This window comes from Deltaproteobacteria bacterium, from assembly GCA_035063765.1.
Lineage (GTDB): Bacteria > Myxococcota_A > UBA9160 > UBA9160 > PR03 > CAADGG01.
Window position 1 is genome coordinate 21,470 of sequence record JAPSFT010000035.1, and the last position, 13,207, is coordinate 34,676.

The 13,207-nt window shown below is 75.2% G+C and carries 8 protein-coding genes; 6 read left to right on the forward strand and 2 right to left on the reverse strand.

Annotated features, from left to right (window positions below; translation table 11 throughout):
- The first annotated feature begins 5 nt into the window (after positions 1-5).
- Both OZ948_18540 and OZ948_18545 read left to right on the forward strand, forming a co-directional pair.
- Positions 6-1,064 carry a DNA-3-methyladenine glycosylase 2 family protein gene (locus OZ948_18540; GenBank protein ID MEB2346724.1) on the forward strand — a complete coding sequence of 353 codons (1,059 nt, stop codon included), beginning with the start codon at positions 6-8 and terminating at the stop codon, positions 1,062-1,064.
- Positions 1,065-1,277: 213 nt separating this feature from the next.
- Complete coding sequence (locus OZ948_18545; protein MEB2346725.1) at positions 1,278-2,477, forward strand: argininosuccinate synthase; 1,200 nt, start codon at positions 1,278-1,280, stop codon at positions 2,475-2,477.
- 629 nt (positions 2,478-3,106) lie between these two features.
- On the opposite strand, the gene OZ948_18550 is transcribed toward OZ948_18545, so the two are convergent.
- Positions 3,107-4,405 (reverse strand): AarF/UbiB family protein, encoded by a 1,299-nt coding sequence (locus OZ948_18550; GenBank protein ID MEB2346726.1) that lies wholly within the window; start codon positions 4,403-4,405, stop codon positions 3,107-3,109.
- A gap of 178 nt (positions 4,406-4,583) precedes the next feature.
- On the opposite strand from OZ948_18550, the gene OZ948_18555 reads away from it, so the two are divergent.
- A complete protein-coding gene (locus OZ948_18555) occupies positions 4,584-6,086 on the forward strand; it encodes a YCF48-related protein (protein ID MEB2346727.1) in 1,503 nt (500 codons plus the stop codon).
- Between the two features lie 30 nt (positions 6,087-6,116).
- Here the strand turns inward: OZ948_18555 and OZ948_18560 are convergent, their stop codons facing one another.
- Entirely contained in the window at positions 6,117-7,787 is a 1,671-nt protein-coding gene (locus OZ948_18560) for an AMP-binding protein (GenBank protein ID MEB2346728.1), read from the reverse strand.
- A gap of 198 nt (positions 7,788-7,985) precedes the next feature.
- On the opposite strand from OZ948_18560, the gene OZ948_18565 reads away from it, so the two are divergent.
- From OZ948_18565 to OZ948_18575, 3 genes are all read left to right on the forward strand, one after another.
- On the forward strand, positions 7,986-9,398 hold the full coding sequence (locus OZ948_18565) for a diguanylate cyclase (protein MEB2346729.1): 1,413 nt from the start codon (positions 7,986-7,988) through the stop codon (positions 9,396-9,398).
- Between the two features lie 105 nt (positions 9,399-9,503).
- A complete protein-coding gene (aspS, locus tag OZ948_18570) occupies positions 9,504-11,387 on the forward strand; it encodes an aspartate--tRNA ligase (GenBank protein ID MEB2346730.1) in 1,884 nt (627 codons plus the stop codon).
- A 5-nt stretch (positions 11,388-11,392) separates the two neighbouring features.
- Positions 11,393-13,165 (forward strand): glycerol-3-phosphate dehydrogenase/oxidase, encoded by a 1,773-nt coding sequence (locus OZ948_18575; GenBank protein ID MEB2346731.1) that lies wholly within the window; start codon positions 11,393-11,395, stop codon positions 13,163-13,165.
- The last annotated feature ends 42 nt before the right edge of the window (positions 13,166-13,207 follow it).

Consider the following 13,207-nt stretch of genomic DNA (forward strand, 5'->3'; position numbering starts at 1 on the left):
GCGAGGTGCTCGCGGGCCTCTCCGCCGCGCTCGAGACCGAGGTGTCGGCCGTCGAGGCGGTCCGATCGCGGGCGCGGCGCTTGCTCGAGGTCCATGCGCTCACGGCCGCCGCGCGCTGTGCGAAGCTCGGCGCCATGGCCTCCGGCGCCGGGCCCCCGGTCGCGACCCGCCACCGCCTCCGCTTCACGCCGCCCCTCGACTGGCCGGCCCTGCTCGGCTTCCTCGGCGCGCGGGCGATCCCGGGCGTCGAGGCGGTGGACGGGCGCGGCTACCGGCGCACGATCGCGGCCGGGGGCGCGACGGGCGTGGTCGAGGTCGCGCTCGCGGCGGGTGGCGGGCAGCTCGCGGCCACGATCCGGCTCGCGGCCGCGGTCCCGCGCGCGCCGCTCGTCGCGCGCCTGCGCCGGCTCTTCGACCTCGACGCGCCGCTCGGGCCGATCGCGGCGACCCTGTCCGCGGACCCGCTCCTCGCGCGGCTCGTGGCGGCGCGCCCGGGCCTGCGCGTGCCCGGCGCCTGGGATCCCTTCGAGCTGGCCGTGCGGGCGATCCTGGGCCAGCAGGTGACGGTCGCCGCGGCGACGGCGCTCGCCGGACGACTCGCAGCGGTGTATGGTGAGCCGCTGGCGCCAGGCGCCCCCGCGCCCGGCCTCGTCTTCCCGCCGCCCGCGCGCCTCGCGGCGGCCGATCTGGCCCCGCTCGGGATGCCGCGTGCGCGCGCGGCGGCGATCGCCGGGCTCGCGGCCGCGGCGGCGGCCGACGCGGGGCTCTTCGCGGAGGCTCCGTCGCTCGAGGCCGCGGTCGCGCGGCTGCGGCGGCTGCGGGGGGTGGGCGAGTGGACCGCGCAGTACATCGCGATGCGCGCGCTGCGCGCGCCCGATGCCTTCCCGCCCGGCGACACGGGGCTCCTGCGCGCGCTGGCGACCCGTGCGGGCCGCCCGACGCCCGCGCAGCTCCTCGCGCGCGCCGAGCGCTGGCGTCCCTTCCGCGCCTACGCGGCGCTCCACCTGTGGTCCGCGGGCGCCGGCGGTTGGGACCCGTTCCGGGATCCCCGATGCTTGCTCTGACGCCATGGCACATGGCCAGGAGGTAGACGCTGATCGCCGAGACGCCCGACGACAGGATTCGCACCCCTCCGCACGTCCAGTCGGCGTGGTGAGGCTCGCCCGCGTCGCGATCGACCGCGTCGCGAGCGCCGAGCAGCCGAGCGCCGAAGCCTTCGTCCGTTCCGGCTTCGCCAGCAATCCGGGCTAGACTGCGCGGCTCCGGAGGAGCCCCCCATGTCCGCCCGCCCGAAGGTCCGCCGCGTCTGCCTCGCCTACAGCGGAGGGCTCGACACCTCGGTCATCCTCAAGTGGCTGCTCGAGGAGTACGGCTGCGAGGTCGTGGCCTTCTGCCTCGACGTCGGGCAGGAGGAGGAGCTCTCGGGGCTGCCCGAGAAGGCCCGCGCCACCGGCGCGGCCGACTGCGTGGTGCGCGACGCGCGCGAGGAGTTCGTGCGCGACTTCGTGTACCCGGCGATCCGCGGCAATGCCGTCTACGAGGGCAGCTACCTGCTCGGCACCTCGCTCGCGCGCCCGGTGATCGCGAAGCACCAGGTCGAGGTGGCGCAAGCGACCGGCTGCGACGCGGTCGCGCACGGCGCCACCGGCAAGGGCAACGACCAGGTGCGCTTCGAGCTGGCCTACCGGGCGCTCGCCCCCGAGCTCACCGTGATCGCGCCCTGGCGCGAGTGGGACCTGCGCTCGCGCACCGACTGCATGGCCTACGCCCAGAAGCACGGGATCCCGGTCACCGCGACCGTGAAGAAGCCCTACTCGATGGACCGCAATCTGCTCCACATCTCCTACGAGGGGGGCGTCCTCGAGGACCCCTGGCGCGCGCCCGACGAGGAGATGTTCGTCTGGACCCGCTCGCCGCGGAAGGCGCCCGACGAGCCGCAGGAGGTGGTGATCGGCTTCGAGCGCGGGACGCCGGTCTCGATCGACGGCCAGGGGCTCGGCCCGGCGGCGCTCCTCGACCGGCTGAACAAGGTGGCGGGGCTCCACGGGGTCGGCCGCGTGGACCTGGTGGAGAACCGCTTCGTCGGGATGAAGTCGCGCGGCGTCTACGAGACCCCGGGCGGCACGGTGCTGCACGCGGCGCACCGCGCCGTCGAGTCGATCACGCTCGACCGCGAGGTGATGCACGAGCGCGACCGGCTCGCTCCGCGCTTCGCGGAGCTGATCTACAACGGCTTCTGGTTCTCGCCCGAGATGGGCTTCCTGCGCGCGGCGATCGAGCAGTCCCAGCAGAACGTGACCGGCGAAGCCCGCCTCCAGCTCTACAAGGGCGCCGTCCAGGTGACGGGACGCCGCTCTCCGGTGTCGCTCTACTCGGAGTCCACCGTGACCTTCGAGGACTCCGAGACGGAGTACCGCCAGGCGGACGCCACCGGGTTCATCCGCATCCAGGGGCAGCGGCTGCGGCCGAAGCGCTGATCGGGCTCGTGGTGCGGCGGGGCGGGCCGAGAGCGCCGGCGGGTCGAGAGCGCCGGCGGGTCGAGGGCGCCGGCGGGTCGAGGGCGCCGGCGGGCGGGGACGTCCTCCTCCGCTTCGCTCGCCGCGCGCGGAGGGGGAGCTGGCGAGGACGCAGGGCGGCTTCTGGGCGCGGCTCGAAGGCGCTCCGGAGGACGTCCCCGCCCGCCGGCGCACGGGGACGTCCTCCTCCGCTTCGCTCGCCGCGCGCGCAGGGGGAGCTGGCGAGGACGCAGGGCGGCTTCGGGGCGCGGCTCGAAGGCGCTTCGGAGGGCGTCCCCGCCCGCCGGCTCACGGGGACGTCCTCCTCCGCTTCGCTCGCCGCGCGCGGAGGGGGAGCTGGCGAGGACGCAGGGCGGCTTCGGGGCGCGGCTCGAAGGCGCTCCGGAGGACGTCCCCGCCCGCCGGCGCAAGGGGCCGTCCTCCTCCGCTTCGCTCGCCGCGCGCGCAGGGCGAGCTGGCGAGGACGCAGGGCGGCTTCGGGGCGCGGCTCGAAGGCGCTCCGGAGGACGTCCCCGCCCGCCGGCGCACGGGCTTGCGTGCGGGTCGGGAGGGCGCTTCGCGCGCGGGCGGATGCGTTCGCGCGCCGTTTCCTAATCGTGCTCCGCCAGCCAGCGCAGCAGGTAGGGGAGGGTGGTGCGCATGAGGTCGGCGTCGGGGTCGAGCTGCTCGCCGAGGGCGAAGAGGTAGGAGAGGGTCTTCGCCCAGAGCAGCAGGTCGTTCGGGAGCTGGAGGCCGGGGGTCTCGCCGAGCAGGCGCTTGGCCTCGTCCTTGAGCGCGAGCACCTGGCCGCCGCCCATGCCGAGAGGGGCGCCCGCGCTGCGGATGCGCGCGAACATCTCCTCGACGGCGCGGCGTACGCCCTCGCGCGCGCCGGGCGCGATCATGCCGACGCGCTCCATGCCGTCCAGGAAGCCGTCCACGTCCTGGCGCAGGAGCGCGTGGACCCCGAGCCGCATCTCGCGGCGCAGGGCGGGGTCGAGGCGCTTCGAGAGGCCGAAGTCCACGAAGAGCAGGCGCGGGCGCACGGCGGCGTCGGGCTCGTCGATCACGAACAGGTTGCCCGGGTGCGGGTCGGCGTGGAAGAGGCCGTCCACGAAGACCTGGCGTGCGTAGGCGCGGCCGAGCACCGCCACGAGCTCGCGCCGCGGGACGCCGCGCGCCTCGAGGGCCGCGCGGTCGCCGATCGGCAGCACCGGCAGCCAGTCGACGGTGAGCACGCGCCGCCCCGACAGCGCAGGGTGTACGCGGGGCACCACCACCTGGGCCTCCCCCGCCAGGTTGGCGGCGATCTCGCCGGCCACCGCCGCCTCGTGCACGAAGTCGAGCTCCTCGGCGAGGCCGGCGGCGAACTCGGCGAGCAGCCGCCGGCGGTCGGGGGTGGCGCCGCCGCCGAGCCAGCCGAGCAGGCGCCGCGTCCAGGCGAGGTCGGCGGGCAGCGAGTGCGCGAGCCAGGGGTACTGCACCTTGACGGCCACCTCGCCCCCGCCGTGCAGGCGCGCGCGGTGCACCTGCGCCACCGAGGCCGCGCCGATCGGGGCCGGCTCGAAGTGGGCGAAGAGCGCCCCGAGCGGGGCGCCGAGCTCCTCCTCGACGACCGCCGCCACCTCGGCGAAGGGGAGCGGGGGCACCTGGTCCTGGAGGCTTCCGAAGGCGGCGCGCACCTCGGGCGCGAGGAGGTCCACGCGCAGCGAGACGAACTGGCCGGCCTTCGCGAACGGGCCCTTGAGCTCGCCGAGCAGGCGGGCGAGGCGCCGGGCCGCGGCGTGGCGGCGCGTGGCCCGGCGCCGGGCGCGCCGCGCCGCGCCGCCGAAGAGGTCGCCGCAGCGTCCGGCCGCCTCGCCGAGCGCCAGGGCGGCGCCGCAGCCGGCGAGCCGGAGCCCCTGCGTCACGCCGAGGGCGCGCAGCGCGAATCGGGCGCGGCCACGCGGGCGTCCATCCAGGGTCAGCGGCGAGGGGGTCGGCGTGGAGGCATCCATTTTCTTGACAACGCGGCGGCCCCTAGTCTACTGAGTCGGGTCCGTTCGCCAGGCGAGTTGCCGAGAGTCGCTCCGCCGGAGGTGCCTTCGCATGACGTCCGTGTCCCCCGTTCGCGGCGCCGCCGGTGCGCTCGCGATGCTCTCGATGCTGGGGCTTCTCGCCCTCGGCTGCCACGAGGTGCACTTCGACCCGGCCACCCATTCCGACGAGATCCAGATCTTCGACGACCTGTTCACGGTCTCGGTCCCGTCGTCCGACCACATCGTGGCGGCGGGCTACTGGGGCACGGTGTACGTCAGCCAGGACGGCGGCAAGAGCTTCGTGAAGGGTGAGACCGGCACGCGCCACCTCCTCTACGGCGTGTCGATGGCGGACGACTCGAAGGGATGGGTGGTGGGCCAGGAGGGCACGATCCTGCGCACCGAGGACGGCGGGCTCACCTGGACTCCGCAGACCACGAACAAGCAGGAGGAGGGCACGCACCTCTTCTCGGTGCAGGCGCTCGACGCGAACACGGCGTGGGCCGTCGGCGACTGGGGCACCCGCATCTTCACCGACGACGGTGGCAAGACCTGGCAGGACTTCTCGCTCACGATCGACGAGACGCACCCGCAGTTCGTATGGCTCTCGCCGCCCGAGCAGGAGAAGGTGCGCAAGGGCGAGAAGGTCTACGAGGACGTGGGTCTCACCAACGTCTACTGCCGGCCCCCGCCGAGCCAGTCGTGCTGGATCATCGGTGAGTTCGGCTACATCTTCCGCTCCGAGACGGGCGGGCGCGCCTGGGAGCGCGCGGCGATCCAGCAGGACATCGCGCTCGCGCCGATCGAGGTTCCCTACAACCAGATCGAGATCACCGAGACCGATCGCGAGAACCTGCGTCGCTTCGCCAAGCAGATCCTCGAGCTCCCGCACCTGAACGTCGCGATCGAGCCCATGGCGAGCCCGCAGGAGATCGCCGAGTTCGGCAAGCCGAGCGACCCCTTCCCGCTCTTCGACATCCTCGAAGCACGCACCCAGTCGGTGTCGGCGGTGCTCGAGGACGCGGGGCTCCTCTCGGACCGCATCCGCAAGCGCGGCTCGCCGCCCTGGGACTTCGAGGACTTCCTCGCCGACGACCCCGAGTTCCTGAACCGCTACCTCCAGGGCCGTACCCAGGAGAAGCCCGGCATCGACGTCAGCATCTCGCAGAACCCGTATCTGTTCACGGTGCGCTTCGCCAACGAGAACGACGGCTTCATCGCGGGCCTGGGCGGCGTGGTGCTCGTGTCGAAGGACGGCGGGCGCAACTGGGCGTACCGGGACACCGGGCTCAAGCAGGCGATCTTCTCGGTCTACCCGCTGGCGGGCCGTGTCATCGCGGTGGGCGAGAAGGGCTTCGTGCGGGTCTCGACGGACGGCGGGGACACCTGGTCGGTCCCGCAGAGCGGCTTCCCGAACATCTTCACCTTCATGCGCGACATCTGGTTCGCCCCCGACGGCAAGAACGGCTTCATCGTGGGCGAGCGTGGCAACGTGCTGCACACGGTCGACGCGGGCGTCAGCTGGGATCGCGTGCTGCCGCCGGCGGGTCACCGGGCCGCCGCGGGAGGCTGAGCTCGGCGGGCGGCCGGCGCGCTCGCGGCCTCAGGGGCTCGGCTCGTCTCCGGTCCGTGGCGCGGCGCCGGCGGCGTCCTGCAGGCGCAGCTCGACGCGGCGGATCTTGCCGCTCACGGTCTTCGGCAGCTCGGCCACGAAGGCGATCGCGCGCGGGTACTTGTAGGGCGCGGTCACGCGCTTCACGTGCTCCTGGAGCGCGCGCGCGAGTGCAGGGTCGCCGGGGACGCCCGGCCGCAGCACGACGAAGGCCTTCACGATCGAGCCGCGGTCGGGGTCGGGCGCCGCCACCACGGCGGCCTCGAGGACGGCCGGGTGCTCGAGCAGCGCGCTCTCCACCTCGAAGGGCCCGATCCGGTAGCCGGCCGAGATGATGACGTCGTCGGCGCGGCCCACGAACCACAGCCAGCCGTCCTCGTCGCGCCGGGCGCGGTCGCCGGTCAGGTACCAGGGGCCGCGCCGGCAGCGGCGGGTGGCCGCCTCGTCCTTCCAGTAGCCGCGGAACAGGCTCGGCGGCGCGCCGTGGAGCGCGAGGTCCCCGACCTCGCCGGGCGGGAGCGGCGCGCCCTCCTCGTCGATCACCTCGACGCGATGGCCGGGCATCGGCAGGCCCATCGCGCCGGGCTTGATCGGCACGCCCGGGAAGTTGCCGACCAGGAGGATCGTCTCGGTCTGCCCGTAGCCGTCGCGGATCCCGTGCCCGGTCGCCTCGCGCCAGGCGCGGATCACCTCGGGGTTGAGCGGCTCGCCGGCCGACACCACCTCGCGCAGGCGCGGGAAGGTGAAGCGCGAGAGGTCCTCCTTCACGAGCAGGCGGAACTCGGTGGGCGGCGCGCAGAAGACCTGCGGCGCCACCTCCGCGAGCAGCTCGAGCTCGCGGCGCGGCTCGAAGCGGCCGTGGTAGAGGAACACCTCGGCGCCCACGCTCCAGGGTCCGAAGAGCACCGAGTAGGCCGCCTTGGCCCAGCCCGTGTCGCTGGTGGTCCAGAGCCGGTCGTCGCCGCGCAGGCCGAGCCACTCGCTCGCCGTGTAGCGCTGCGCCCAGGTCCAGGCGTGGGTGTGGAGCACCGCCTTCGGCGGCCCGGTGGTGCCCGAGGTGTAGTAGACGAGGGCGGGATCGGCGGCGGCGGTGTCGGCCTGCGCGCCGGCGTCGTCGGGTGCGGCGGCGCAGGCCGCACCCCAGGCCTCCCAGCCGGGCGCCGGTGGGCCGCTGCCGCCCGACACGAATAAGTGCCGGATGCTCGGGAGCTCGGCGCGGGCCGCCTCGACGACCGGCACCTGCTCGGCGGCGGCGAGCAGCGCGCGCGCCTGGCTGTGCCCGGCGCGATAGGCGAGGTCCTTCGGGCGCAGCATGGTCGAGCAGGGGACGGCGAGCGCGCCGGCCTCGAGTACGCCCACCATCGCCACGTGCCACTCGGGAACCCGCGGGAGCAGGATCAGCACGGGATCGCCGGGGCCGATGCCGCGGGCGCGCAGGACGTGGGCCACGCGGTGGCTGGCACGGGCCACGTCGGCGTAGGAGAGGCGGCGCTCGGCGCCCAGGGCGTCGCGCCAGAGCAGGGCGGGGCGCCCCGGGTCGGCCGCGAAGCGGTCCACCACGTCGCGCCCGAAGTTGAAGCGCTCGGGCAGCTCCCAGCGGAAGGCGGCCGCCCGCTCGCGCTGCGCCCGGGCCGCCCCGGCGAAGTCCACCATGGCCGCCATGCTACCCGAGGCGTACCCTGGCGTTCCCCTGGGGCCTCAAGGGGATTCCCAGGGTCGCCGATGACCGAGCCAGCCGGGCCGCGCTCCGCGGAGGGGATCGAGGGGCGGGGCGGGGGTGTCGTGGCGGAACCGTCGCATCCGAAACCCACGGGCGCGGAGGCGCCGGAGCCGAGGCCTGCGGGGCCGGAGACGCCGGGGGTGCGGCCGGACCCGGGGCCGGCGGCCCTGGGCGAGCGGGCGCGCCCGCGCGTGCTGGTCGTGGACGACACCCGCGTCGACCGCGAGCTCGCGCGCGAGGCGGTCGGCGACCAGGCCGAGGTCGAGCTCTGCGCGAGCGCCGAGGAGGCGCTCCGGGCGCTCGACCGCGGGCGCTTCGACCTGGTGCTGACGGACCTCGTGCTCCCGGGCCTCTCCGGCGCCGAGCTGCTCGCGCGCGTGCAGAGCGACCACCCGGGCACCGACGCGATCCTGATCACCGCCCACGCCAGCCTCGACAGCGCCGTCGAGGCGCTGCGGCTCGGCGCGCTCGACTACCTGAGCAAGCCCCTGCGCGCGGGCGAGCTGGCGCTCGTCGTGCGGCGCACCCTCGAGCGCCGGCGGCTCGAGCAGGAGAACCTCCACCTGCGCGACCTGCTCGCGACGGTCGAGGAGTGCCGCACGCTCTCGACCTCGCTCGACCCGGCCGAGATCCACCTGGTCGCGCTCGACGTCCTGCTCGCGCGGCTCGGCCGCCTGCGCGGCCTCACGCTCTTCCATCGCGCCGCCGAGATGGGCTGCGACGACCTCGCCTGCCGCGGCTTCTCGGACGGCGAGGTGGACGCCTTGCGCACGGCGCTCGCGGGCGAGAAGGCGCCCGACCTCGACGCGCTCGCGCGCGTCGAGCTGACGCGGGCGGGCCCCCTGCACGAGGCCGTGGAGAGCGCCGGGCTCGCCGCCGCGCGCCTGCTCGTGGCGCCGGTGCGCGGGCGCGGCGCCGAGGGCGGCGTGCTCGTGGTCCCCGAGGACGAGACGCCCTTCCGTCCGCGCGACCTCGAGATCGCGCGGCTCGTGGCGAGCCACGCGCAGGCGTCGCTGCACAACGCGGAGCGCTACCACCAGGCCAAGGAGCGCGCCTTCGTCGACGACGTCACGGGTGTCTACAACGCCCGCTACCTGTTCACGGCGCTCGACCACGAGATCCGGCGCGCCGAGCGCTACGGCTCGCAGATCGCGCTGCTCTTCCTCGACGTCGACCGCTTCAAGCTGGTCAACGACCAGCACGGGCACCTGGTCGGCTCGCGCACCCTGCGGCGGCTGGCCGAGGTGCTGGGCGGCTGCATCCGCCAGGTCGATACGCTGGCGCGCTACGGGGGCGACGAGTTCACGATCCTGCTCGTCGACACCGGCCTCGAGACAGGCCTCGTGATCGCCGAGCGGATCCGCGCCGCGGTGGCGGGCAGCCGCTTCGAGGCGCGCGGGCGCGACGGGCTGCGCGTCTCGGTGAGCGTCGGCGTCGCCGCCTACCCCGCACACGGCACCACGCCCGAGACGCTCCTCGACGTCGCCGACAAGGCGATGTACCGCGCGAAGTCGCTCGGCCGCGACCGGGTCTGCTCCGCCTCGGAGCTGTGAGCGGTGCGCGGGCGGCCGCCGCGCGCGCCGCGACCCGTTTGACCGTCGCCGGAGCGGCTGCTAACCCACCGCTCCGTCGCATCCTTTCCTGCCTCCGAGGCCGCCATGAGCCAGCCCGAGAGCCCCGCGCCCGGGGGCCGCGCCGACGTCGCCCTCGACCCGATGCTCGGGCTGCGCCGCACGCACGCCTGCGGCGCGGTGACGGAGGATCTGGTCGGGCGCGAGGTGGTGGTGGCCGGCTGGGTGCACGGCTGCCGCGACCACGGCGGCGTGCTCTTCGTCGACCTGCGCGACCGCGAGGGCCGGGTGCAGGCGGTGTTCCGGCCCGAGGTGGACACCGCCTCGCACGCGCGCGCGGGCCTCCTGCGCTCGGAGTTCGTCGCGATGGTGCGCGGCGTGGTCGAGCGGCGCACGCCCGAGACGGTGAACCCGAAGCTCGCGACGGGCGCGCTCGAGATCGTGGCGCGCGAGCTGCGGATCCTGAACACCGCGACGCCGCCGCCCTTCGCGCTCGACGACGACCCGGGCGCGGACGAGACCGTGCGCCTGCGCCACCGCATCCACGATCTGCGCCGCGCGCCGCTCCAGCGCGCCCTGCGCGTGCGGCACGCGCTCTACCAGTCGGCGCGCCGCACGCTCACCGAGCTGGGCTTCCTCGAGCTCGAGACGCCGATCCTCGCCAAGGCCACGCCCGAGGGCGCGCGCGACTTCCTGGTGCCGAGCCGGCTCCAGCCGGGCGAGTTCTACGCGCTGCCGCAGTCGCCGCAGATCATGAAGCAGCTCTTCATGATTGCGGGCTTCGACCGCTACTTCCAGATCGCACGCTGCTTCCGCGACGAGGACCTGCGCGCCGACCGCCAGCTCGAGTTCACCCAGATCGACCTCGAGATGTCCTTCGTCGGTGTCGAGGAGGTGCTCGCGGTGCTCGAGGAGCTCACCTGCCGGGCCTGGCAGGAGGCGGGCGGGATCGAGCTGCCGCGCCCCTTCCCGCGCCTCTCCTACCAGGAGGCGATGGCCCGCTACGGCTCCGACAAGCCGGACGTGCGCGTGCGGCTCGAGCTCGTGGAGCTCAGCGACCTGTTCCGCGCCTCGGAGTTCCGCGCCTTCCGCCAGGCCGTCGACAAGGGCGGGATCGTGAAGTGCCTGCCCGTGCACGACGCCGACGCGCTGACCCGCGGCGAGATCGACCGGCTCGAGGCCTTCGTGAAGAAGGAGCTCGGCGGCAAGGGCCTGGCCTGGGTGCGGGTCGTGGCGGACGGCTCGTGGCAGTCGCCGATCGCGAAGTTCCTCTCGGAGTCCGAGCGCGCCGGGATCGCCGCGCGCACGGGCGCGCGGCCGGGCAGCGTGCTCTTCTTCGCGGCCGACGAGTTCGCGAAGGCCAACGCGATCCTGGGCCGCCTGCGCACCGACCTGGGCCGCCAGCTCGGGCGCGTGGACGAGCGCGCCTGGGCGCCGCTCCTCGTGCTGGGCTTCCCGGTCTTCGAGCGCGGCGAGGACGGCCAGCTCACCTTCATGCACATGCCCTTCGTGGCGCCGGCGGACGAGGACCTGGCGCTGCTCGAGAGCGACCCCGAGCGCGTGCGCGGCAGCCACTACGACGTCGTCGTGAACGGGCTCGAGCTCGGCTCCGGGAGCCTGCGCAACCATCGCAGCGACGTGCAGCGGCGCATCTTCGAGCTGCTCGGCTACTCGAAGGACGAGATGGAGGCGCGCTTCGGCTTCCTGCTGAACGCGCTCGACGCCGGCGCGCCGCCCCACGGCGGCTTCGCCTTCGGCCTCGACCGGATGGCGATGCTCCTGGCGGGCGCCGAGAGCCTGCGCGACGTGATCGCCTTCCCGAAGACCCAGCGCGGGCAGGATCTCCTGATGGGCGCGCCCTCGACGGTGGAGCCGGCGCAGCTCGACGAGCTGGCGCTGCGGATCGCGCCGCCGGCGGGCGCCGCCGGTGGGGCCGCGCCGAGCCCAACGGGTCCGAAGCGGGGCCGCTGAGCGGCGTGGAGCGCAGCCTGCGCGTCCAGGTGCTCGTGATCGGCGGCGGCATCAACGGCGCCGGCATCGCGCGCGACCTTGCCCTGCGCGGCGTCTCCTGCGCCCTCGTCGAGCGGCGCGAGCTCGGCTCCGGCACCTCGTGGGCGTCGTCGGGGATGATCCACGGCGGGCTCCGCTACCTCCAGAAGGATCCCGAGGTCACGCGGCACTCGTGCGTCGACTCGGGCGCGATCCAGCGCATCGCGCCGCACCTGGTGTTCCGGATCCCCTTCGTGATGCCGGTCTTCGCCGAGGACCCGATCGGGCCCGAGCTCGTCGAGGTCGGCCTCGAGATGTACGACCGCTACCAGCCCTTCAAGAACGGGCGCCCCCACACGCGGCTCTCGCGGGCCGAGGCGCTGCGCCTCGAGCCTGCCCTCTCGCCGCGCCTCGACTGCGCCTTCACGCTCGACGAGTGGGGCGTCGACGCCGCGCGCCTCACGGCCGCCAACGCCCTCGACGCCGCCGCGCGCGGCGCCCACCTGTGGACCCACGTCGAGGCCGTCGAGCTCCTGCGCGAGGGCGCCCGCGTGACGGGCGCCCGCGTCCGCGACCGGCTCTCGGGCGACGCCTGGCGGATCGAGGCCGAGCTCGTGATGAACGCCACGGGGCCCTGGGCGCCGAAGGTCGCGAGGCTCGCGGGGGTCGAGGTGCGGCTGCGCCCGGCCAAGGGCATCCACCTGGTCTTCGAGCGCCGCGTCTCGCAGCTCGCGATCTACGCGCGCGGCGTCGACGGCCGCGATCTCTTCACCTTCCCGCACGAGCAGAACAGCCTGGCGGGCACCACCGACGACGACTTCTACGGCGATCTCGACCGGATCGAGGTCGGCGAGGACGAGGTCGAGTACGTGCTCCAGGCGATGGAGCGCTCGATCCCGGGCATCCGCGCCCATCGCGTGATCCACACCCTCCAGGGCGTGCGCCCGACCCTCTACGGTTTCGGCTGCTACGAGGACGAGCTCTCGCGCGACTACGCCGTCGTGGACCACGCGGGCGCCGGGGCCCCGGGCTTCTTCTCGATCCTGGGCGGCAAGCTCGCCGCCTATCGCCTGATGGCCGAGGACGCGAGCGACCGGCTGTGCGCGGCGCTCGGCGTGCGCGAGCCCTGCCGCAGCGCGACGACGCCGCTCCCGGGCGGGGACGGCACCCTCGACGTGCGCGCGGTGGCCGCGCGCTTCCGCACGCCGCCGGCCGCCGTGCTGCGGCTCGCCTTCCGGCACGGCACGCGCGCCGAGGAGGTGCTGGCGCCCTGGGCGCCCGCCTCGGGAGTGCCGCCGCGGCCGGTGTGCCTCTGCGAGCCCGTGCTCGACGCGGAGCTCCTCTACGCCGCCCGGCACGAAGGGATCCGCACCCTCGGCGACTGCGCGCTGCGGGTGCGCCTCGGGGTCGGCGCGTGCCAGGGGGCGGCCTGCGCGGCGCCCGCCGCGGACCTCCTCGCCGAGGCGCTCGACTGGCCGGCGGAGCGGAGGGCTGCGGAGGTCGCCGCCTTCGCGGCCGAGCGCTGGCGCGCCGGCATGCCGGTGCTCGCGGGGCGCCAGCTCGCGGCCATGGAGATCCATCGCCACGCGCATCTCGCCGCGCGTGGCTTCCAGGCAGGGGCCCGGAGCGCACGCGCTCCCGTGCGCGCCGCGGCCCGCAGCGCGCCGGCCCCGCCGCCGGATCCGGCACCGGATCCGGCGACGCGCCGGACGCTCGCCCGCTGGCGCGCCGGGCCCGGCGGCGGGGAGGAGCCCTCGTGAGGGCGGTCGTGGTGGGCGGCGGCCTCGCCGGCTCGGCGGCGG